At 39.4% G+C, this 23,308-nt stretch carries 21 protein-coding genes and 1 tRNA gene; 11 read left to right on the top strand and 11 right to left on the bottom strand.

Features of this window, described 5'->3' with window-relative positions:
• Positions 1-3 precede the first annotated feature (3 nt).
• Both AC6I5C_RS13015 and AC6I5C_RS13010 read left to right on the top strand, forming a co-directional pair.
• The gene (locus tag AC6I5C_RS13015; RefSeq protein ID WP_497905526.1) at positions 4-1,365 is read left to right on the top strand and encodes an HlyD family secretion protein; all 1,362 of its coding nucleotides are present in this window, start codon (positions 4-6) and stop codon (positions 1,363-1,365) included.
• A 113-nt stretch (positions 1,366-1,478) separates the two neighbouring features.
• On the top strand, positions 1,479-2,813 hold the full coding sequence (locus AC6I5C_RS13010; protein ID WP_497905525.1) for a TolC family protein: 1,335 nt from the start codon (positions 1,479-1,481) through the stop codon (positions 2,811-2,813).
• 236 nt (positions 2,814-3,049) lie between these two features.
• Here AC6I5C_RS13010 and AC6I5C_RS13005 read toward each other — a convergent pair.
• Positions 3,050-3,123, bottom strand: a tRNA-Arg gene (locus AC6I5C_RS13005).
• Between the two features lie 182 nt (positions 3,124-3,305).
• Here AC6I5C_RS13005 and AC6I5C_RS13000 point away from each other — a divergent pair.
• Both AC6I5C_RS13000 and AC6I5C_RS12995 read left to right on the top strand, forming a co-directional pair.
• Positions 3,306-3,863, top strand: a complete 558-nt coding sequence (locus AC6I5C_RS13000; RefSeq protein ID WP_053975506.1) for a YeeE/YedE family protein — start codon at positions 3,306-3,308, stop codon at positions 3,861-3,863.
• Between the two features lie 12 nt (positions 3,864-3,875).
• Positions 3,876-4,289: a DUF6691 family protein gene (locus AC6I5C_RS12995; RefSeq protein ID WP_053975507.1), complete on the top strand. Its 414-nt coding sequence runs from the start codon at positions 3,876-3,878 to the stop codon at positions 4,287-4,289.
• A 6-nt stretch (positions 4,290-4,295) separates the two neighbouring features.
• Here AC6I5C_RS12995 and AC6I5C_RS12990 read toward each other — a convergent pair whose 3' ends face one another.
• The 7 genes from AC6I5C_RS12990 to AC6I5C_RS12960 all read right to left on the bottom strand — a co-directional run bounded on the left by AC6I5C_RS12990 (position 4,296) and on the right by AC6I5C_RS12960 (position 9,835).
• On the bottom strand, positions 4,296-4,571 hold the full coding sequence (locus tag AC6I5C_RS12990; RefSeq protein ID WP_053975508.1) for an ATP-dependent Clp protease adaptor ClpS: 276 nt from the start codon (positions 4,569-4,571) through the stop codon (positions 4,296-4,298).
• 44 nt (positions 4,572-4,615) lie between these two features.
• Positions 4,616-5,449, bottom strand: coding sequence for a 50S ribosomal protein L11 methyltransferase (prmA, locus tag AC6I5C_RS12985; RefSeq protein WP_053977009.1), 834 nt, complete (start codon positions 5,447-5,449; stop codon positions 4,616-4,618).
• A 126-nt stretch (positions 5,450-5,575) separates the two neighbouring features.
• Positions 5,576-6,325 (bottom strand): triose-phosphate isomerase, encoded by a 750-nt coding sequence (tpiA, locus tag AC6I5C_RS12980; RefSeq protein WP_497905524.1) that lies wholly within the window; start codon positions 6,323-6,325, stop codon positions 5,576-5,578.
• Between the two features lie 50 nt (positions 6,326-6,375).
• Complete coding sequence (locus AC6I5C_RS12975) at positions 6,376-6,867, bottom strand: TlpA family protein disulfide reductase (protein WP_497905523.1); 492 nt, start codon at positions 6,865-6,867, stop codon at positions 6,376-6,378.
• Positions 6,868-6,893: 26 nt separating this feature from the next.
• Complete coding sequence (locus tag AC6I5C_RS12970; RefSeq protein WP_497905522.1) at positions 6,894-7,970, bottom strand: ABC transporter permease; 1,077 nt, start codon at positions 7,968-7,970, stop codon at positions 6,894-6,896.
• A 4-nt stretch (positions 7,971-7,974) separates the two neighbouring features.
• Entirely contained in the window at positions 7,975-9,291 is a 1,317-nt protein-coding gene (locus AC6I5C_RS12965; protein ID WP_497905521.1) for a BT_3928 family protein, read from the bottom strand.
• A gap of 7 nt (positions 9,292-9,298) precedes the next feature.
• Complete coding sequence (locus AC6I5C_RS12960) at positions 9,299-9,835, bottom strand: DUF1599 domain-containing protein (protein ID WP_497905520.1); 537 nt, start codon at positions 9,833-9,835, stop codon at positions 9,299-9,301.
• A 154-nt stretch (positions 9,836-9,989) separates the two neighbouring features.
• Here AC6I5C_RS12960 and folP point away from each other — a divergent pair, with 154 nt between their 5' ends.
• Genes folP through AC6I5C_RS12940 form a run of 4 tightly spaced genes read left to right on the top strand, consistent with a single transcriptional unit; the run spans position 9,990 to position 13,085 of the window.
• Positions 9,990-10,814 (top strand): dihydropteroate synthase, encoded by an 825-nt coding sequence (gene folP / locus AC6I5C_RS12955; protein WP_497905519.1) that lies wholly within the window; start codon positions 9,990-9,992, stop codon positions 10,812-10,814.
• Between the two features lie 7 nt (positions 10,815-10,821).
• Entirely contained in the window at positions 10,822-11,490 is a 669-nt protein-coding gene (locus tag AC6I5C_RS12950; protein ID WP_497905518.1) for a hypothetical protein, read from the top strand.
• 35 nt (positions 11,491-11,525) lie between these two features.
• Positions 11,526-12,308, top strand: a complete 783-nt coding sequence (gene cdaA / locus AC6I5C_RS12945) for a diadenylate cyclase CdaA (protein WP_497905517.1) — start codon at positions 11,526-11,528, stop codon at positions 12,306-12,308.
• A gap of 3 nt (positions 12,309-12,311) precedes the next feature.
• Complete coding sequence (locus tag AC6I5C_RS12940) at positions 12,312-13,085, top strand: DUF3667 domain-containing protein (RefSeq protein ID WP_497905516.1); 774 nt, start codon at positions 12,312-12,314, stop codon at positions 13,083-13,085.
• Positions 13,086-13,160: 75 nt separating this feature from the next.
• Here the strand turns inward: AC6I5C_RS12940 and AC6I5C_RS12935 are convergent, their stop codons facing one another.
• The 3 genes from AC6I5C_RS12935 to AC6I5C_RS12925 form a co-directional block, all read right to left on the bottom strand.
• Positions 13,161-14,966, bottom strand: a complete 1,806-nt coding sequence (locus AC6I5C_RS12935; RefSeq protein ID WP_497905515.1) for an AMP-dependent synthetase/ligase — start codon at positions 14,964-14,966, stop codon at positions 13,161-13,163.
• A gap of 293 nt (positions 14,967-15,259) precedes the next feature.
• A complete protein-coding gene (locus tag AC6I5C_RS12930; protein ID WP_497905599.1) occupies positions 15,260-16,594 on the bottom strand; it encodes an exonuclease domain-containing protein in 1,335 nt (444 codons plus the stop codon).
• A complete protein-coding gene (locus tag AC6I5C_RS12925; RefSeq protein ID WP_497905514.1) occupies positions 16,594-17,364 on the bottom strand; it encodes an XRE family transcriptional regulator in 771 nt (256 codons plus the stop codon). The genes AC6I5C_RS12930 and AC6I5C_RS12925 overlap by 1 nt, the downstream gene beginning before the upstream one ends.
• 82 nt (positions 17,365-17,446) lie before the next feature.
• Between AC6I5C_RS12925 and dinB the strand changes: the two genes are divergently transcribed.
• The 3 genes from dinB to AC6I5C_RS12910 all read left to right on the top strand — a co-directional run bounded on the left by dinB (position 17,447) and on the right by AC6I5C_RS12910 (position 23,280).
• The gene (gene dinB / locus AC6I5C_RS12920) at positions 17,447-18,661 is read left to right on the top strand and encodes a DNA polymerase IV (RefSeq protein ID WP_497905513.1); all 1,215 of its coding nucleotides are present in this window, start codon (positions 17,447-17,449) and stop codon (positions 18,659-18,661) included.
• Between the two features lie 9 nt (positions 18,662-18,670).
• Positions 18,671-21,628, top strand: coding sequence for a DNA polymerase III subunit alpha (locus AC6I5C_RS12915; protein ID WP_497905512.1), 2,958 nt, complete (start codon positions 18,671-18,673; stop codon positions 21,626-21,628).
• 353 nt (positions 21,629-21,981) lie between these two features.
• Complete coding sequence (locus AC6I5C_RS12910) at positions 21,982-23,280, top strand: phage integrase SAM-like domain-containing protein (protein WP_497905511.1); 1,299 nt, start codon at positions 21,982-21,984, stop codon at positions 23,278-23,280.
• The last annotated feature ends 28 nt before the right edge of the window (positions 23,281-23,308 follow it).

The following is a 23,308-nucleotide window of genomic DNA, read 5'->3' as shown; positions in this document are numbered from 1 at the left end:
ACTATGCTAAACATTTCAAATAATAAGGTCTCGGAATTTTTGGATTTGGAGCAATTCAAATCTGGTAAGGCAACCCTGCATAAAAATCACCACCGTTTGTTCAGAAGGGTGCTTTTGGTGAGTACTATTTTGTTGATTGTGATTCTGTTTTTGCCTTGGACACAAAATATCACCAGTAAAGGTTTGGTGACCACTTTAAAGCCTAACCAAAGGCCGCAAACACTTCAATCACCCATTCCAGGGCGCATTGATGCTTGGTTGGTGCAGGAAGGGGATTTTGTCAAGGAAGGCGATACCATTCTTAAGATTTCGGAAATCAAGAGCGAGTATTTTGATGAGCAACTAACCGATAGAACTGGAGAGCAAATTAGGGCGAAGTCGGCTTCTGTGGAAGCTTATCGTTCCAAAGTGCAGGCACTCAAGAATCAGTACGCTGCATTGCAACAGGAGCAGCAGTTGAAGTTGGAGCAGGCTAAAAATAAATTATTGCAGTCCAAATTAAAAGTAGAATCGGACAGTATTGATTTGGAAGCCATAAAAACCAAAGCGCAAATTGCTCAAACCCAATTTGAAAGAACCGTGACCTTACAGGAAAAAGGGTTGAAAGCGGTGAAGGATGTGGAAGAATACCGCAATAAATTGCAAGAGGCCAATGCCAAGTTGATTTCACAGGAAAATAAATGGTTGGCTTCCAAAAATGAAGTTATTAATTCAGAATTGAATATTTCTACCATTCGCGCTACTTATGGAGATAAGTTGGCAAAAGCCCAAAGTGATTTGTATTCGGCAGAATCCAGTGCTTTGGATACCGAAGCACAGGTATCGAAACTAGAAAACAGCTTGGCTAATTATGAAAAACGGAACAGTTTGCTTTTCATCACAGCGCCTCAGGATGGTTATATCAATAAGGCCATAAAATCGGGGATAGGGGAAACTTTTAAAGAAGGTGAACCTTTGGTTGGGATCATGCCCGCCAATTATGAGCTTGCGGTTGAAATGTACGTCAAGCCTATAGATTTACCCTTATTGCATAAAGGCGAACATGTGCAGGTAGAGTTTGAAGGTTGGCCTGCAATCGTGTTTAGTGGTTGGCCAAATGTGTCCTACGGAACCTATGGGGCGCAAATTGTAGCTATTGAAAATTTTGCCAGTCAAAATGGAATGTACCGTGTATTGATTACACGAGATCCAGATTATGGACCGTGGCCAGAAGCCTTGCGTGTGGGATCGGGAGCCAAAACCATTGCGCTTTTGGAAGATGTGCCTATTTGGTTTGAATTGTGGAGACAGATCAACAGTTTTCCACCAAATTTCTATACCCCTAATGGGACGGATGCAGCTCAAAAAAGCGATTCAAAAAAGTAACAGCTATCATTTAAAAAGATATAATGGTTTTTAAAAACATACATTTTCCTAAATATATAGTGATTATTGTATTACTGTTAAGTGTCGTGAACTTTAAGGTTCAGGGGCAAACGATGACTGATAGTATTTTTACTTTGGAAGAATTTTTGGGCTATGTAAAACAGTACCATCCCGTAGTAAAGCAGGCCCACTTGATTGCGAGTGAAGCAGAGGCAAAACTGCTTAAGGCTCGCGGGGCTTTCGATCCCAAAATAGAAGTGGATTACGGTAAAAAGGAATTTACGGGAACAGAGTATTATGATAAGCTCAATGCGGCATTTAAAATCCCTACGTGGTACGGAATCGAGTTTAAGGCCAACTATGAAAATAATGAAGGCTATTACCTAAATCCGGAGGCTAAAGTTCCAGAAGATGGTCTTTATAGCGCAGGAGTGTCCATTTCCTTGGCAAAAGGCTTTTTGGCCAACCAACGAATGACCACTTTAAAACAGGCAAAGCTTTATAGGGACATTAGTTTGAGCAAGCAAAGTTTGGCGGTGAATGAAGTGCTCTACAATGCGGTTGAAGCTTATTTTAGTTGGTTGAAGTATTATCAGGAGTATCAGGTGTATGCTTCATTTCAAGAGAATGCTCGAGAGCGCTTAGCTAATGTTGTGGTAAGTTTTGAGGCGGGGGATAAGCCTGCTGTGGATACTTTGGAAGCGAGTATCAATTTAAAAAACAGGGAATTGGATGTAGAGAAATCCCGAATTAACTATGTGAAATCGCAATTGGAGCTTTCCAATTATTTATGGCTCGAAAACAATACACCAGTGGAATTGGACTATAGTTTGGTGCCAGATGAAAATTCCCTTTTTATAGCAGATCAAGTGTTGAACAGTAGTTTGTTGGAGGTGAACGAGGAACTTCTGGAAAACCATCCAAAAATACAGGCCATCAATCTTGAAAAAGAGCAATTGGTATTGGAAAAACGGTTGAACACCAATAACCTTTTGCCTAAAATAGATGCGCAATACAATTTTTTAACCAGTGATTACGAGCGTATAAATTCGTTGACGGTGCATAACTATAAAGCTGGGCTTAACATTAGTATGCCTTTGTTTTTACGAAAGGAGCGTGGCGATTTGAAGCTTACTAAATTGAAATTGCAGGATGTTGAATTTAGTCTATCTGCAACAAAAGTAAGTTTGCTTAACAAAATTAACGTCGTTCAGCAGGAAATTGACTCCTATGAAACCCAAAGTGCCATTGCCCAAAGTTTGGTGGTAGATTACCAGCAGCTGGTGGCTTTTGAACAAGAACGATTTGAGTTGGGGGAAGGTTCTTTGTTTTTGATCAATTATCGAGAGGCCAAATTGATTGAAACAGAATTGAAGCGTATTGACATTAATAATAAGGTGCTTTCTACCAAAGCAAAGTTTGCCCAAATACTGAATACCTTGGAGTAGTAAAGGAAACTATTATGCATAAAAAATCCGCTCATTGAGCGGATTTTTTATTTCAATGAACTTATTTGTTATCAGTAATTTCAATTTTGATAACCACAGTATTTTAGGTGTCGATTAGTTTAATTTTTGAGTTAAACACAGCGGAATTCAAATCTAGCATAAAAACCCAATAAAAAAGAAAAACCACCTAAATCTTAAGACTTAAGTGGTTCTTGAACTAATTTCCATTTCAAAAGTGACCTCGACAGGATTCAAACCTGTAACCTTCTGAGCCGTAATCAGATGCGCTATTCAGTTGCGCCACGAGGCCGTTTTTTTGTGGGTGCAAATATAAAACATTTATTCAGAAACTTCCAAAATTTATTTCAAATATTTTAAATACTTTTTTTTAACCCCTGCTGTTATAGCATAAAGTTCGAAACCTTTTTGTAACTTATATTACATTGCAAAAAGTAAAAACAGCTTATTTTTGCAACTTTTTTAAAAATTTCTATGGACTATATTCTTCAACCTTGGCCCTGGTATGTAAGCGGCCCTTTAATAGCAATCGTGATGTTCCTTTTACTGTATTTTGGTAAAACATTTGGAATGTCATCCAATTTAAGAACCCTTTGTGCCATTGGTGGTGCGGGAAAAAAAGTACCTTTCTTCAATTTTAACTGGAGAGAGCAAAAATGGAACTTGGTGGTGGTTATTGGAACTGTCATTGGTGGCTTCATCGCTCACTTTTTACTTTCTGCCCCTACCAATATAGATTTGAATCCTGATACCGTAGCCAAATTAAATGAGCTAGGATTTGACAACGTAGGCAAATCATTATTGCCTCAGGAGCTTTTTAGTTGGGATGCCGTATTTTCAGTAAAAGGATTGGCCATTTTAATTATTGGAGGTTTTCTAGTTGGTTTTGGTACCCGCTATGCAGGAGGATGTACCTCTGGGCATGCCATTACCGGATTAAGCAGTTTACAGTTGCCTTCATTAATTGCTGTAATAGGCTTTTTTATTGGAGGACTTATCATGGTCCACCTATTGTTCCCATTAATCTTTTAGACACACATTATGATGAAATATATTAAGTTTTTATTGGTTGGTATCCTGTTTGGAATTGTTTTGGTAAAATCGGAAGCAGTATCCTGGTACCGTATTTATGAAATGTTCCGTTTTGAATCCTTCCATATGTACGGCATCATAGGAAGTGCTGTGACCACTGGGGTATTGATCCTTTTGGTATCCAAAAAAATGAAACTAAAAAACATTACAGGCCAATTGCTGGATGTTCCTAAAAAAGAAAAGGGCTTGATGCGTTATATCATTGGGGGCTCCATTTTTGGATTGGGCTGGGCCTTGTCAGGAGCCTGTCCTGGACCAATGTATATCTTGGTAGGAACAGGCGTATTCCAAATGCTCATAGTGATTTTGGCCGCCATCTTGGGCACCTATGTCTACGGGAAGTTTAAAGACAAACTGCCTCACTAAAGAGGCTTATACAATTTCTGCGCTTAGACCTGCCTCCAACATCTTGGAACAACGCGGCAATAAATCGTCGTAATCACCAGTCTTTACGGTGCATTTTCCATTGTAATGTACAATAATGGAACATTGTTCAGCTTGTTCTGCAGTGTGGTCGCAGGCATAAATAAGCGTCTCAATAACGTGGTCGAAGGTATTGACATCGTCATTGTACAATACTATCTCATTTTGTTTTAGGACTTCTTCTGCATACAGTAAATCTTCCGATGTTTTTTCTCTTACACTCATAATCTCAAAAAACGTAATATATTGATAATAAGACTAAATTGTCTCTAATTTAAGAATTTTAAAGCAACCCAATGGTTTTTTTCCAAAATATCCACGCACTTCAAACCATGGGCAGCACACTCTTTTTCAATGGCTTCAATGTCATCTTTATAAAAACCACTCAAAAATAAGCTCCCTCCTTGGTTCAAACATTTGCTGTAATATTTTAGGTCGTTCAGCAGGATATTGCGGTTGATGTTGGCAATAATGACATCATAATGTTTGCCTTCCAACAATTGGGCATCGCCTTCGTAAACGGTAATGTGTTCGCAATTATTACGCTCTACATTCTCCAAACTGTTTAGGTAGCACCAATTGTCAATGTCGATGGCATCAATAGGATGTGCGCCTTTCATTTCTGCCAAAATAGCCAAAACTCCAGTACCGCAGCCCATATCCAACACCGATTTGTCCTTCACATCATTCTTTAAAAGATGCTGAATCATCATGTGCGTGGTTTCATGATGCCCAGTACCAAAACTCATTTTAGGTTCAATGACGATATCGTATTCCGTATTAAATTTATCGTGGAAAGGCGCTCTTACCGCACAACGATCGTCTACTACAATAGGACTGAAGTTCTTTTCCCATTCCTGGTTCCAGTTGGTCTGCTCTATTTCTTCAAACGTATAACTAATCTGAAATTCTTCTGAATCCAAAATCTGGATATCCTCAAGAATGTTTTCATTCCATTCTTCCTTTTGGATATAAGCGGTCACCCCTTCTTCGGTTTCCACAAAACTTTCAAAACCGGCATAGCCCAGTTCTGCAATTAAAATTTCGGTACCCGGGTTTAACGGTTCTACCTTGAATTCATACCCAATGTATATTTCAGACATAGTTAAAATTTTTGCAAATTTAGGAAACCTAGAATAGCCACCACACTTTTTAACGTTTTCATAAAAAAATCCCATAGCCAAAATTTCGACTATGGGATTGCTATTTTATGTTTGAAAGCCCAGGGCTTAAAACGCATTTACAATGGCAAAGAAATCATCGGCGTTTAACGAGGCGCCTCCAATCAATCCACCATCAACGTCTGGTTTAGAGAAAATTTCCTGGGCATTCGCAGGTTTTACACTTCCTCCGTATAAAATAGAAACTTCATCGGCAACCTCAGCACCATATTTGTCGGCCAAAGTCTTTCTGATAAACGCGTGCATATCTTGAGCTTGCTCCGGGGAGGCGGTTTCTCCTGTACCAATGGCCCAAACTGGCTCATAGGCCAAAACAATATGCTTAAAAGCCGAAGCATCCAAATGGAACAATGCATTGGCAATTTGAGAACCTACAACCTCTTGCTCTTTACCTGCCTTTCTTTCTGCCAATTCTTCTCCAAAACAGAAAATAACACGCATATCGTTTGCCAAGGCTGTATCTACCTTTTTAGCCAATAGCTCATCTGTTTCGTTAAAGTATTCTCTACGCTCGCTATGACCTAAAATCACCGTTTTTACCCCCACACTTTTTAACATACTCGCACTTACCTCTCCTGTGTAGGCACCACTTTCTGCAAAATGCATGTTTTGGGCAATCACTTCAATATCGCTGTCCTTCAAGGCTTGGTAAGCAGGCCAAAGGTTGGTAAATACTGGAGCAATCATCACTTCAGCATCCGATGTAATCGTTTGTTTTTTCAGTTCAGAAATCAATGTTTCTGTCATGGACAAATCATTGTTCATTTTCCAGTTTCCTGCTACAATATGTTTTCTCATTTTAATGCTCACCTTCTGCTGAAGGACTTTTATTAATTAAACTTTTGTTTTTATTTCAATGCTTCTATAATCAAGGGGTCGTCAGCTTTTACTGCACGAAACAGGCTGATAGTCCCTTCTGGCGACACCACCATATATCTTGGGATCCAATCCAGATTGGCAAAACTGCCAAAATCCCCCTTTCTTCCGGATTGCATATAATAATGCTCTCCAGCTATCCCATATTTTTCTAGTGCAAATTTCCAGGATTCGATAGACCTATCCAATGATAAAAATAAGTAAACCACATTTTTTTCCTGTTCCTGCAAACTTTTCACCTTTGGCAAGCCTTGTAAACAATCCTTGCACCATGAGGCCCAAACATCTATTAAAATAGTTTTGCCTTGGTATTTTGTTAGTATCTGCTGAAAGGAGATTTCCTGTCCGTCAAGAGTTGTAAAAGTATCCTCCAAAGCGGCTTGGGAGAATGTAGTAGGGACTTCCTGGGCTTTACAGCCAATGCAAACGAAAAGAAGAAGGACTAAAATTTTTATTGATTTCATAACACCCCTGTTTTCTTGCCCAGACCCTATTTCAATTTTATCTTGGGATCGAGCCAAGCATAAATAATATCTACAAAAATATTAATAATTACGAAGAGGGTGGCAATAATCAGCACTGAACCCATAATGACGGGAAGGTCCAAAGTGTTTAGGGCATTCACGATTTCCTTACCCAAACCGTTCCAACCGAAGATATATTCCACAAAAACAGCACCTGCCAACATGGAGGCAAACCAACCAGAAATAGCCGTCACTACAGGGTTCATGGCATTTTTAAGTGCATGTTTTTTTATAATTTGAAATTCACTCAGCCCCTTAGCTCTTGCGGTTCTGATATAATCTTGGTTAAAAACTTCCAACAAGGAATTTCGCATCAATTGAATAACCACTGCCAACGGACGAATCCCCAACACAATGGAAGGCAATATCAAGTTTTTCCACTTAATGTGGATGCCTTCCCCAAAATCGTCCATTTCATATAGACTTCCGGTCATTTCCAAATGGGTGTATTTGTGCAATACAAACCCAAAAAACCAAGCAAATAGAATGGCACTGAAAAAAGAAGGGACACTCATCCCCAAAGTACTCAACACCTGAATGATTTTGTCCAGCCATTGGTCTTTGCAAAGAGCCGATACTATTCCTAAAAATATCCCCACACCAATGGCGATGATTATGGATGAAATAGCCAATACAAACGTATTGGGAAGCGTCTCGGCAATCACTTGACTGACTTCTTTCCCTTGTTTGGTAAAGGACTCCCGTAAATAAGGTAGTTTTAAAACAACATTGGTCTTCCCGACTTCAAAAAGTGTCATCGCAGAGTATTTCCCAGGCCTTAAAAAAGTATAATCCTCAGGGTTTGTAGAATGGAAAGACACCGGAGACAAATCGTTCAAATAGTAAGCATATTGGGTTGAAATAGGCTTATCAAAACCATATTTTGCCTTAACGGCTGCCAATTGCTTACTATCTTCATTTTGCCCCAACATCATTTGCGCAGGATCTCCTGGCAATACATTAAATAAAAAGAAAATAACGGTCACCACTCCAAACAAAGTGAGCAGCGCATACCATATTTTATTTAACAGATAATTGACCAAGCAGCTAGTTGTCTTTAAGGGTCACTTTTATAGCTCCTGTGGCTTGCTCATCAGCTTCCAACTCAAGTTCTTTTAACAAAGTGCTGTCCTTGATAACTTCCATTTGTTGGATCATAGTAGAATCCAAAGCCTCTACAGCCTCTTTGGTAGCACGTTCATCATTGATAAAATACACAATGTGCTCCTCTACTTTTTCAACCTTAGGCTCTGGTTTGCGAGCAACTTTAGGAAGTTCTAAATCATCAACATCGTTCCAATGTACTTTCTGCATGATGGTACCTTTCTCCAATACCAACACTCCCGGATTGGAACGTACGATGGTTTTCAACACCTTTTCATCACATAAATAAAAATCGAAATCTAATTTATAGTCAGCTTTTATCTTTTCCTTTACAGGAGCTCCCGAAGCCGATAAACCAATGACGGTATATCCATTTTCAATGGCCTTATCGGTAACCGCTTTCAAAACGTCTAAACCTTGCTTTTCGGCACTTTCCAAGCTATAGCTTACCACCATTACCAAATGGTCTTCTTCAAGAAAATGTGCCGTGAAGTCATCATCTTCAGACTCTATGGAGAAATCCAAAATAGTTGGCTCGTAACCCGGTTCAATCACAGTTGTTTCAACACTGATGTATTCCCCGTCTACACTTGGGTAGCTTCCGTTGGTCACAAACTCTTGTTCTTCACCATTCACCTTAAACAACCATTTCCACTCCATAACAGGCTCTTTGGCCCCTTCTGGAATACTCATTTTTTCCTGAATATTGCTTCCTATGCTGTAGGCTCTAAAATCGATAGCAGGTAAATGCATCAACACATGATAGGCAAACCACATACACACAATAAAGCTCAATAGCGACACCATGGTCACTCCCAACTTACTGAATATGGGTTTGATGTACCTAATGTTAAAGAATAGCACCAATATCAGCACCAACAAAATCACGTCTTTTGTAAAGGATTCCCATGGGGTTAGTTTGATGGCATCTCCAAAACAACCACAGTCTTTCACCTTGTCGAAATACGCAGAATAGAACGTCAAGAATGTGAAGAACACAATCATGCCCAACAAACTCCATACAGTGAATTTAGGTTTATATCCCACTAATAGGAACACTCCCAAAACCACTTCAAAAATCACCACAAATACCGAAATCCCCAAAGCATAAGGCTCCAAGGAAGGGATATTTAACACGTCGTAGCTAAAGTATTCTTGAAGCTTATAGGAAAACCCTAGTGGGTCGTTCAATTTTATAAATCCGGAAAAAATAAAAAGTGCCCCTACCAAGAGACGGCAAATGTTTACTATAAATTTCATAAAAAGCTTATTGGGTTAAATGAATCAAGGCAAATACCGAGTAGTTGATCATATCCTGATAATTGGCATCAATCCCCTCACTCACCAGCGTTTTGCCCTTGTTGTTTTCAATCTCTTTTACGCGAAGTAATTTTTGAAGGATCAAATCCGTAAGGCTGCTCACTCGCATGTCCCTCCAAGCCTCACCATAATCATGGTTTTTGTCCATCATGAGTTGTTTGGTCAAAGCAATCTTTTCATCATACAATTTGGTGGCTTCCTCAACAGACATATCTGGTTTTTCAACCACACCCTTCTCCAATTGAATCAAAGCCATGGTGCAATAGTTGATAATTCCAATGAACTCACTGGTTTCATCTTCGTCAATCTTTCTTACGTCGTTTTCCTGTAATCCGCGAATGCGTTGGGCTTTTATAAAAATTTGGTCTGTTAGGGAAGGAAGTCTTAAAATGCGCCACGCGCTCCCATAATCTTTCATTTTATTGATAAAAAGGGCTCTACAGGTGGCAATGACTTCATCGTATTGTTTTGAAGTTTCTTGCATTGAATACATTTAATTTTCCGTAAATTTCGCATAAAAAACTTTAAACATCAAAGTTTAAGGTTTAAAGTTTGGGCGATGTCCAAAAATGTATTGGGATTTGCTTTTTTCTCAAATAAGCGCCTTAATTTTGACACTTCATTCTTCCTTAAAAACCATGACCATAAATTGCAAAGGACAACTTGTAGAGCTTTCAACCCCAAAAGTAATGGGGATTTTAAACGTGACCCCCGACTCTTTTTACGATGGTGGCAGCTACAAAAATGAAAAGGATATTTTGGATAAAGCAGCCTCCATGCTCAAGGATGGCGCCACATTTATCGACTTGGGCGCTTATAGTTCACGCCCCAATGCCGAACATGTTTCCGAAGCTGAAGAACTGCAACGCAGCGTTCCTATTGTGGAATTGATTTTAAAGGAATTCCCAGATACTTTGATTTCCATAGATACCTTTAGAAGCGAGGTGGCCAAAGCCTGTATTGAAGCAGGTGCCGCTTTGGTCAATGATATTTCAGCGGGTCTATTGGATGAGAATATGTTGCCTACAGTTGCTAAACTTCATGTGCCATACATCATGATGCATATGAGAGGGACGCCGCAAACCATGCAACAGCACACCCAATATGAAAACCTAACCAAGGACATTTTGTTCTATTTTGCGGAGCGTATGGCTGCCGCAAGAGCTTTGGGCATCCACGACCTTATAGCCGATCCGGGATTTGGGTTTTCCAAAACCTTAGCCCAAAATTACGAGCTGCTACAACACATGGAACTTTTTAAAAACTTGGACATCCCATTTTTGGTAGGTATTTCCAGAAAATCGATGATCTACAAAGTTTTGGACACCACTCCTGAACACGCTTTAAACGGCACAACGGTTTTAAACACCATTGCCCTACAAAAAGGGGCTTCCATTTTGCGTGTACATGATGTCAAGGAAGCTATGGAATGTGTGCAACTTTTTAATCAACTAAACTCTTAATCTCAAAATGAAATATTTCAGCTTGCTTATCGTTTTGCTATGCTTGTCTTGTGGCAATGACAAACTGGTTATGTTACCGGAAATTGAAAATGCCGGGATCACTAAAATCCATGATGTATCTGCCGCCTACCTATTTTATGATGAAACTTTGCCCGACAGTATCGAACTGAACCGTAAAAATTTGATCAGTACCACCAATTGGCTGATCAATGTAGACAAGCGATTGACTTTGGAACAGGCCATTCCCAAAATCATGCTTTTACAGGACAAAAAGCGTAATGCAGAGCTTCACAAAAATGAAAATGCCAAGAACTACTTCACCTGTAATGATACCAGCATCCAAAACTTGGGCTTTTTGGAATTCACCGAAGTTATTTACGATACCATTGCCCCAACAATACCTGATAGCAGTTCCACAAAAAAGGTTTCTTTGCTGAAATTCCATAACCCAGAACATATCGAAATCCTGAGTTCCGATATAAATGTTTTACATACAAATTTGGAGCAACTTGCAAATGCTCTAAAAGATTCTTTACCAGTACAAAACACTCCAAGAATCCTAACCTTGGCTATTGAAAAGCACAATGCTTTTCAGGACTACATCTCTATAAAATCCATACTTTCAAACGCTGAAATTAGCCCCGCTACAATAGACAACAGAGAATTTATTTATTAATCTTATTTTGTTACATTTACAAAAACACCTACGCCTTGGAGAACTTAAAATTTTGGGATTTTAGTATTGTAGACTTTATCGACGTCTTTCTGGTAGCCATCCTTCTTTACTATGTTTACAAGCTCGTAAAAGGCACCGTAGCCATCAACATTTTCATTGGGATCATGATTATTTACTCCGTTTGGAAGATAACGGATTTGCTCAATATGAAAATGCTCCACAACATTTTCGATGGCTTTATGAAGGTGGGAATTATTGCTTTGATAGTCGTCTTCCAACCAGAAATCAGGAAGTTTTTGTTGATGGTAGGTTCTACTAATTTAGGAGGCAAGCGGAAGATTTTTAGTAAAATGAAATTCCTCAAAAATGAGGTGGAAACCAACACCGATATTACCGCGATTGTAAATGCCTGCACAAGAATGGGCGCCACGCAAACAGGAGCACTTATCGTTTTGGAACGAAATAATAATTTGGACTTTTTAACGGGAACCGGTGATGCCATGAGTATTGGCGTAACCCAACCCATTATTGAAAGTATCTTTTTTAAGAATAGTCCGCTGCACGATGGGGCCATCATCATTGAAAATAATGTGGTAAAGGCCACACGGGTTATTTTGCCGGTAAACAATGAAAAAAACATCCCGCAGCGTTTTGGTTTACGCCATAGGGCGGCTATAGGAATCACAGAAAAAACCGATGCTTTGGCTTTGGTAGTGAGTGAGGAAACTGGGCAGATTTCCTATATTAAAAATGGAGAGTTTGTGATGTTCAAAGATCCTGATGATTTAGTGGGAATGCTCAAACGAGACTTGGCCTAAAACATGGAATGCAAAAACTGCCATACACAGCTTTCTGAGACCAGTCTATATTGCAACCAGTGTGGCGGAAAGGTCATAAAAAACCGCCTGACCTTAAAAAATCTATTAGAATATTTTACGGAGACTTTCCTAAACTACGACAATCAGTTTCTTCAAACCTTTATAGCACTTTTTAAAGTTCCAGAAGATGTCATTATTGGCTACATCAATGGCGTTCGTAAAAAGTATGTAGATGTTATTAGCTATTTTGCCATTGCCCTGACCGTTTTAGGAATTCAATATTACATATTATCCCATATATTCCCTAAAACCTTTGAAATGGGAGCTTTGCTTCATGGAGGCTCAGAAGAACTTCAAAAGAAGAATTTTGACTTTATGATGGAGTATCAATCCCTTTTCTTTATGCTCTACATTCCTGTTCACGCCTTGATATCCCGTATCGTGTTTTACAATGTCAAGACCTTTAACTATACAGAGCACCTGGTTATATTTTTATACCTAATTTCCCAATCGTCTATTTATGGTGCTATTATAATGGTATTTTTAGCTGCTTTTGGCATTCACTACAATGACATTTCACTGTCTGTAATTCTCCCCTTGCAAACCATCTACATATCCTATTGCCTCATCAGACTGTTCAAACTAAATTTCAAGCAATTCATGTTTCGATTTCTAATATTCCTTGCTGTTGGGGGAATCTTCTTTATAATCTACACCCTATTGTACATAGGAATTCTATATCTAAATGGAGACATGCATTACCTCTTCGAGGATTAAATAGATAACATAAAAAAGAAAAGGATTAAGAAGCTACTTCCTCTTTCATAAACTGCACTTCATACAGATTTTTATTTATTGCATACCGTATAGTTGAGCGATATCAGTCTCATGTTTTTTAGCAATGACCTTTCTTTTGATTTTCATACTTGGAGTTAGTTCACCTTTATCAACAGTCCATTCTTCCGGCAGCAGTACAAACTTTTTAATTTGCTCCACATGGTTGAACAGTGGGTTGTAACGGTCTATGATACTTTGGTAAAGCTTGGTAATATTCTCCGATTTTAGGGCAATTTCTTTGCCTACGTATGGGATAGAATGCTTTCGGCACCAATCGGCTAAACCGGAAAAGTTAGGGACAATCAATGCCGAGACAAATTTTTGGCCATCTCCAACCACCATGATCTGTTCAATTAGAAAACTCTCTTTCATTTTGTTTTCTATAGGTTGCGGTACCACATACTTACCACCCGAAGTCTTGAACATTTCCTTTTTGCGATCGGTGATTTTTAAATATTTCGAATCCACCATTTCTCCAATGTCACCAGTGCAGAACCAACCATCTTTCATGACTTTTTCTGTTTCTTCAGGCTTTTTAAAATAGCCTACCATAATATTGTCCCCTTTGCAGCAGATTTCACCATCTTCCATAAATTTAATCTCCACCGATTTTAAGGGCATGCCAACAGTACCTGGTCTAATATTGTTAACGCGGTTAAAGGCTAGGATGGGAGAAGTTTCCGTTAGTCCATAACCTTCTACAACTTTAATTCCTGCGGCTCCAAAGACACGTATCAACCTTTGTTGGCAAGCGCCACCACCCATAATAATGGCTTCTATATTGCCGCCAAGGGCTTCTCTCCATTTTGAATAAATGAGTTTGTCGGCTAGCTTCAATTGAAGTTTATAGGAAAGGCTGAATTTTTGGTTATATTCATAGCGATTGGCCAATTTAACGGCCCAAAAGAAGATATTTCTTTTAAACCCTCTTTGAGATTCACCTATGGAAAGGATTTTTTCATAAACCTTTTCTAGTAGCCTTGGCACGGCGCAGAACATATAAGGTTTTACTTCCCTTAGATTCTCGGCTACCTTTTCTACGCTTTCGGCAAATGAAATTTTGAAACCATTATAGGCATATACATACATGGCCATTTTTTCATAAACATGGTTCAAAGGCAAAAAGCTTAAGGCATGTTTTTCTTCTAAAATCAGTTCTTCAAACACTTCATCAGAAGTGGCTTTCATATTGGAAAAGATATTTTTATGGGAAAGCATCACACCCTTGGGGGTTCCTGTGGTCCCAGATGTGTAGATAATCGTGCACACATCGTTTTCTTGAACTTTCCCAGAGTAGCTTAAAACTTCTTCATAGATTGTGTTGGAATAAGGTTGTATCAATGGTTTCCAACTAAGATGATCGTTGGAGGTGTTGATAACATATATTTCTTTAAGCTTAGGGATTTCATGTTGGATGGAATGTAATTTTTCATAAAGTTCCATATTGTCCACAAAACAGATTTCAAGAGCAGCTTCATTAAAAATAGCACTTAACTCCTTGCTGGAAATGTTGGGGTATAATGGTACGAGAACAGCTCCTGTAAGCTGTACGGCTAAATCTACAACCAGCCAATTGGGTGAAGAAAAGCAAATCAAACCAACTTTAGATTGTTCCTCTATCGAGTCTCCATTGCCGTTGATATTTTTTTCTAACAGGGACTTTGCTAATCCGAAGGCCATTTCCTTTAGTTGGATTGGTGTATAATGGTCCCAAACACCGTCTTTTTTGTATTGTAAGAAGTTTTCTGGCAACGTTTTGATATTGTCACCTAATAAAAAATCAAACAGTCTATGTTGTTCGTTATCTGTAGTATTCATCATAGCGTAAATTTAGCGAGGTGCCCTAGTGGAAAATTCCAATTTAGATGATTATTCCACTTTGATGCAAAGTCTAATGTGGTTTAAAGGTCTTTTACATTGTTTTCCTCACATTTTTTTTAAAATCCCCATCAGCGAAACCCATAAAAAGATAAGTGATAAAAGAGATGTCAAAAATACAACAACCTTTAAAAATGATGTTGTGAAAGATGGTTTAAATGTGGTGTAATTTTAATAATACATGAATGTGAGGTGTAGGGTAGTTTATTATGGATATAAATTAAAATAAATAATCATTACATTTTCAAAATCAAAGGTCGTAAAACCCGTTGGATATCTATAGTGTCTTTTTGCGGAATCAAAAATGTTTCAAGATCTGAGCTGTGCATAATTTGTTCTGATTTATCCACAAAGCCATAACCTCTATAGGAACCGTTCTGAATGAGAATAAAACTCTTCTCTTCAGGGTGTCTCCCTGTTTGTTTGATGACGATATCTTTAGTGCTGTTCTGTATCTGCTCGATGGCCTCAGTAACCCTTTGGTTGTATTTGGTAACAGTTTCTTCTTGTCGGCAAATACCATGGCAAGTGTGTATGGCATAGTGGGAACATTCCGAAACACCTTCCTGTAAATGGCAATATTTTGGGCAGAGCTCGTAGGTTCTACATAAAGTTTCCAAATAGCTTCTACATTCCCTAATGCCATGGAATATCTGAATGGGATTGGGTGCCGATTTTAATGTGTTATAGGCTAAATGTAAAATGCCCTGACGGTCTTGATATGAAAATACAGCATAGCTTTTTGGTGGCCGTTTGGCCGCTTGGTTGTATGCCGGGAAATGATGTTTGATAGCCGCATCTTCCATTAATAGGGCAATGGTTTCGCTACCGGAAAGTTCAAAATCAATATCTGCAGTGTCTCGGCAAAGATCTAGTTCTTTTTGGCTTTTGTTGTAGAAATGTCCCAAAACCCGTTTTTTGAGGTCTTTGGCCTTTCCAACATAAATAATTTTGCCCTTTTTGTTTTTGAAATAATAAATACCGGGGGCATTGGGAATCCTATTGAAAACCTGACTAGGTAAATGAGGCGGAAGTGTCGCCTCTTTGGAGGTCTTGCGTAAAAAATCCTGAAAGACATTTTCCGATCCGTCTTGAGCCAATAACATTTCGAACAATATCACCGTGGCATCGGTATCTCCCTTGGCACGGTGCCTATTTTGGATGTCTATATTGAGGGCTCTGCATAGTTTGCCCAAACTGTAGGAAGCGTGCCCAGGCAATAGTTTTCGAGATAGGCGTATGGTACAAAGTTTTTTTCTGTTGAAATCAATGCCTAGTGTTTTAAACTCATTCCGAATGATGTTGTAATCGAAATTGACATTGTGGGCCACAAAAACACTGTCTTGGGTAAAGTTTAAAATAGTCTCGGCAATTTCGGAAAAGGTAGGTGCTTCAGCTACCATGGCGTTGTCAATCCCTGTTAATGCCGTGATGTAATCTGGGATATAGGCTTGTGGATTCACCAAAGTACTGTAACTGTCAATAATTTTGGAGCCGTCATGACGGCACATGGCAATTTCGGTGATGTTTTGACCTCCAGTGGTTTCAATATCGATAATAGTGTAGTGCATCACAAGGCTTTTTTTAGGGCTTCCAATTCCACACCCAAACTGTTGAACATTTCCAAAATACTACTAATTTTTAGTTCGTGCGGATCGTATTCTTGGGTGTTGATACTGCAGGTAAATTCCCAAAGTTCCAGGACTTCATCAATAGGCACTTCATAGGGCTGGTACTGTGGATTGTCCGAAATCAACAACAAGGTATTATTGTCTTTAATCTGGTCTTTTATCCGTTTGTACACCATTCCGTCATTTTGGGTCAACAAGATATACGAACGCCCATCCATGATATCCCGTCGGTCCTCAATAAATTTTCCCACCACATAACTGCCAGGTTTCAGGGGCAGCATAGAGTCTCCTTTTATAGGGAAGGCTCGGTGCTTGCCAGTGGGTAAAAAAGGAAGCTTTATTTTTTCCAACTGCTCAATATATTCGGGGTCGTCATAACCTGCCAAATACCCTGCTGAGGTTTTTACGGGAACCACTTCAATCAAATCATCGCCCTCAGAGTTTATGGTAATGGGGAACAGTACTCGTTGATTCCGTAGTTCAATAAAGGAATGTTCGCTCCCTTTGGTAAGGTCGTGCCGTACCAACACATCAATGGGCAATTTAAAATAGTCCGAAAGTTTGATAAGTAGCTCAATGGGTGGGGCCGAACGCCCTTCTTCATACGAGCTCACTCGGGATCGGGTAATACCAAGATCTTCCGCAAGGGTTTCTTGGGTAATGCGTTTAAGCTCCCGCAAATGACTGATATTTCTAGAAAGTGCTGTCATGGCTACATCGTAAAAAGGAGGTTGATTTTGTTTGCTACAAATATAAGCAATAACTGCTCAAATATGTAGCTAACTTTGCAAAATGAACAAAAATATTCTGCATTTGGACCTCGATACCTTCTTTGTTTCCTGTGAACGCCTCATAGACAGTCGCCTTCAAAAAAGGCCCTTATTGGTAGGCGGAACGGGGGATAGAGGGGTTGTGGCGGCATGCAGTTACGAGACCAGACGCTTTGGTATACATTCTGGAATGCCCATGAAAATGGCAAGACGGCTGTGCCCTGAAGCGGTGGTCATCCGTGGGGATGCTTCCATCTATACTAAACAATCACAAATGGTCACCGAAATTATAAGGGAAAGGGTGCCCGTGTTTGAAAAGGCCAGTATCGATGAGTTTTATGCCGACCTTAGTGGGATGGACAAGTTTTTTGGAAGTTACAAATACGCTACAGAGTTAAGAAGGAGTATTATGAAGGAAACAGGTTTGCCTATTTCCTTTGGACTTTCAGCTAATAAAATAGTATCTAAAATGGCTACAGGAGAAGCAAAACCCAACAACCAATTGCGTATAGAGAACGGCTTTGAAAAGCCCTTTTTGGCGCCCTTGTCAATTAAGAAAATACCCTCTGTAGGTGAAAAGACTTATCATACCCTACGAAATTTGGGCATCGATAAAGTGGCTACGGTACAGCAAATGCCCTTGGAAATGATGGAAACGGTATTGGGCGCCAATGGGCGTACTATTTGGAGAAGGGCGCAGGGTATCGACAATCCACCACTCATCCCGTTTCATGAACGCAAATCCATTTCCACCGAGCGTACCTTCAATAAGGATACCATCGACATGCTCAAGTTGAGGACTACCATTTTTGCCATGGCAGAAAACTTGGCCTTTCAGCTAAGGAAAGGGGAAAAGTTAACGGCCTGTATTGCGGTCAAGATTAGGTATTCCGATTTTAATACCCATACCAAACAGTTGAAGATTCCCTATACCAGTGCAGACCATGTTATCATTCCCAAGGTCATGGAACTTTTCGACAGGTTGTACGAACGTCGCTTGCTCATCAGGTTGGTGGGTGTTAAGTTCAGTGATTTGGTTAGTGGTAATTACCAGATCAACCTTTTCGATGATACTGAGGAAATGTTAAGACTCTACAGTGCTATGGACCATATCCGCAACCGCTTTGGGGAACTCAGTATCCAAAAGGCTGCTTCCATGGGGGCTAAAACCATCGGACGCTTCAACAATCCATTCAATGGCGAGCCGCCTATTGTATTGGCGCATCGCAATCAATAAGGCTTTGTTATGTATATCAATTGTCATACTTATTATTCCCTGCGCTATGGAACGTTTTCCGAAGCAGAACTCTTGGAGTTGGCCGTTCAAAATGGCGTGCAAGCAATGGCTTTAACCGATATCAATAATACCTCTGCCTGCCTAAATTTTATCCGGACGGCCAAAGCATACCATATCAAACCAATTGTGGGTATCGACTTTAGGAATGGTGTGTCACAGCTGTTTGTAGGCTTGGCTAAAAACAATGAAGGCTTTAGGGAACTCAACAGTTTTTTGTCCCAGCATACTCACCAAAACAAGCAGTTTCCCGAACAGGCGTCATGCTTTGCCAATGCCTTTGTGGTCTATCCTTTTGAACAGGTCATGCAAATGGAAAAGGAATCCTTTGCAACCAATGAGTTCATTGGGATCAGTGTCCAGGATTTGAGAAAACTGCCCTTTAGCCATTACAGGGATTATAAGGATAAATTGGTCATGCAGCAGCAGGTTACCGTGAGGAACAAAAAAGATTTCAATGCTCACAGATTGCTAAGAGCCATCGATAACAATACACTGCTTAGTAAGTTGCCTAAGTCTGAAGAATGCAGCGAAAATGATAAGATGCTACCCTTAGACCAATTGTGTGAAGCGTTTCAAGAATATCCACATATCATCAAAAACACACAACAGCTCTTGGATGAGTGCAGTATAAACTTTGAATTTGGAAAGGCACGTAGCTCCCAAAACCAAAGCCTGTATTTAGATAGTGCCGAAAAGGATTTTGAAATGCTGAAAGATCTCAGCTATCAAGGGCTTTCAAAACGCTATGGCAATCCGTCCAAACAAGTATTGGAACGCTTGGAGGTAGAGCTCAATACCATTAGGGATATGGATTTTGTGTCTTATTTCTTGATCAATTACGATATTGTGAATTATGCCAATCAACAGGGCTATGTTCATGTGGGCAGAGGGAGTGGGGCCAATAGCATCGTAGCCTATTTAATTGGGATAACCGATGTAGACCCTATTGAGTTGGATCTTTATTTTGAAAGGTTCATTAATCCCTATCGGACCTCGCCTCCAGATTTCGACATCGATTTTTCATGGAAGGAACGCGAAGATATTACAGCTTATATCTTCCAAAGGTTTCCGCATACAGCCCTTTTGGCTACCTACAACACCTTTAAATACCGTGGCGTAGTAAGGGAAATAGGGAAAGTCTTTGGTCTGCCTAAGGAAGAGATTGATAAACTGAGTGGTGGTAAAGTGCCTCAGGACCAATTGGACGACATGGCAAAATTGGTACTAAAGTATGGTCAATTGATAAAGGGGTTTCCCAACCATCTCAGTGTTCATTCCTGTGGCATTTTAATTTTGGACAGGCCCATCCATTATTACTCCGCTACTGACATGCCGCCAAAAGGATTTCCAACGGTACAGTTCGACATGATTATTGCTGAGGATGTGGGCATCTTCAAATTCGATATTTTGGGCCAACGGGGTCTTGCAAAAATCAAGGATGCCTTGGAGCTTATCAAACAGAACAATCCCAATCTACCTCCCATAGACATCACCGATGTGGAAAAGTTCAAACGGGATCCCAAAGTCAATGACCTTCTCAAACGGGGCAAAGCCATTGGGGCTTATTATGTAGAGTCTCCCGCTATGAGGGGCTTGATGCAAAAATTACAGACACAGGACTATTTGGGGTTGGTGGCGGCAAGCTCTATTATCAGGCCAGGAGTATCCAGTTCCGGAATGAAACAGGAATATATCATCCGTCAACGTCACCCCGAAAGGAGGAAGGAGGCCAATCCTATGCTGCTCAAAATCATGCCTGAAACCTATGGCATCATGGTTTATCAAGAAGATGTATTGAAAGTGGCCCATCAATTTGCGGGGTTAAATTTTGGAGAGGCAGATGTGTTGAGAAGGGGGATGAGTGGTAAGTTCCGTTCGAGGGCCGAGTTTTTGGAAGTGGAGCAAAAGTTTATTTCCAATTGTAGGGAAAGGGGGTATCCCGATAGCCTCACCATAGAGGTTTGGGAGCAGATTAAAAGTTTTGCTGGCTACGCCTTTGCTAAGGGGCATTCTGCTTCCTATGCTGTGGAAAGTTATCAAAGTCTCTATCTCAAATGTTACTATCCGTTGGAATTTATGGTAGCGGTGCTCAACAATGGTGGTGGTTTTTACAGCACCGAACATTACATCCACGAAGCCCAGATGTGCGGAGGTAAAGTACATCCTCCTTGTGTTAATACAAGCGACCATCCCACAACCATTCAAGGAGATAACATCTATTTAGGCTTGGGGTATCTTAAGCAATTGGAACACTATACTATAAGGAGGGTTCTTTCAGAGCGCCAACTCTATGGACCTTATAAATCCTTGGATGATTTTATTGATAGGGTGCATGTTAGTATAGAGCAGCTGTCCATCTTGATTAGGATAGATGCTTTTAGGTTTACGGGGCAGCCTAAAACGGAATTGTTATGGCAGGCCATGTTTAAACTCAATAAAAACAAGTTGAAGTCTTCTCAGGCATTGTTGTTTAAACCTGAGCACAAAACCTATAAACTGCCAAAGCTAAATGGCAATTGGTTGGAAAATGCCTATGACCAAATGGAGTTGTTAGGCTTTCCTCTCTGTGGGTATTTTGATTTGGTGGAAGAGACTTTGATGCCTCATATATTGGTTAAAGATTTTAAAAAGTATGTCAATAAAAAGGTGTTGTTGTATGGTGCTTTGGTACATACAAGGTTTCATAAAACATCCCAAGGGAAGCGTATTCGGTTTTGTACTTTTATTGATGGGGAGGGTCAATATTTTGATACAGTACATTTTACAAAAGTGGTCGATTTGTATCCTATTCACGGCGTTGGGGTATATGCTTGCTATGGCACTGTCACGGAAGACCATGATTTTTGTAGTTTGGATATCCTGTGGAGTAGGAAATTGAGTTTAAAACAAAGTCTAAAAGGAGCTTAGTTTTTTGTGATGAACACAAGGAGTGTATTTTGTAATAGTTGTACTTATAGTTTTAAATAAGCTTAATTACTAATAGTAAACAAAGATAAGTGATTAAGATGTGGGGTGGGAAGATATAAAAAAAACCTTGCATTAAATGCAAGGCTTTTCGCGGAGAAAGAGGAACCCACCAACACTTTTTTAGTATAATACATATTTACCCAAAACCTCGTGAAACCCCTGTGTATAAAGGGGTTTAAGGATATTTGAATCAAAAAATAATTAAGTAAATATGCCATAAAAACAGTAATTGTGGGGATAATGTGGGGATAGTTTTGTATCTTTATAAGGCTCACTTTTAAGATGTTTACATTATGGCCACTCTCAATTTCCTTGTCAAAGGCACTAAGGGATATTCCAATATTCTTGTGCGTTTTAAGAACGGTAGAAAATTCGATTATACCGCTTCCACCGATTTAAAAATTCAACCTTCTCATTGGAGTACTGCAAAACAAAGGGTGAAAAATATTACAGGAGTAACCTATAAGGATGAAGTAAACGACCATTTATTTAACCTGGAGAACTTCATAATCTCTGAATTTAATTCCGACAACTCCAAAGGCATTTATATTGACCGTGATTGGTTAAAAACCAAAATAGCCAAACATTTCAACAGACCGGTAAACGATGATGCCATAGACCAAGTGTTTTTCTTACCATTTGTAAAACGCTTTATTGAGCTTGCACCATCACGAATTATAAAAGGAAAAAATAAGCCTGTTAGTTCTGCAACCATAACAAAGTACAATACCACTCAAAAGAAGTTAGAGCAATACGAAGCCAAATTTAAAACCAAACTTAAATTCACCGATTTAAACCTCACCTTTTACGATAGGTTTGTACATCACCTAACGCAAGACCAAAAGATAAATTTAGGTACAGTAGGTAATTATATAGGCACAATTAAAACAATTGCTAGAGAAGCCAAATTACAGGGCTTGCCGGTTCATGAGCATATCAACCACCCTAAATTCTTTGCGCCTAAAGTAAAAGCTGATAGTATCTATTTAAGGGATGCAGATATCAATAAAATTTACAACCACGACTACAAAGGTGTTGAACGTCTGGAAAACGCCAGAGACCTATTTATTATTGGTTTGCGTACAGGTTTAAGAGTGTCAGATTTCTTACGCCTGAAAGATACCAATATCAAAGAAGGCTTTATTGAGGTAGAAACCCAAAAGACAGGCCAAAATGTGGTAATACCCATGCACCCACAAGTAAAAGCAATTTTAGAAAAACATAATGGTTTCCCAAGAAGTATTTCCGACCAAAAGTTTAATCTACATATAAAGGATGTTTGCAAGGAAGCTGGATTCACACAAGAAATTGAAGGCAGTTTAATAAACCCCGAAACCAGCAGAAAGGAAAAAGGCGTTTACCCAATGCATAAATTGGTGTCGTCGCATATTTGCCGCCGTAGTTTCGCATCAAATTTGTATGGCAAATTGCCTAATATGGTAATTATGGCGATTACAGGACATCAAACCGAAGCCCAGTTTTTAAAGTATATTAAAATTACCCCTAAAGAAAATGCGAAAATGTTACAACAGTTTTGGTTAAAACAAAATCAAGAAAATAATTATGAAAAAATTCCTATAAGGAAGGTTTAGTAAGATAAGGTTTGTTAAATTTAAAGCT

Source organism: Mangrovimonas sp. sgz306409 (assembly GCF_059735265.1).
The sequence above is the reverse complement of the archived record's forward strand: the minus strand, read 5'-3'. Positions and strand labels throughout refer to the sequence as shown.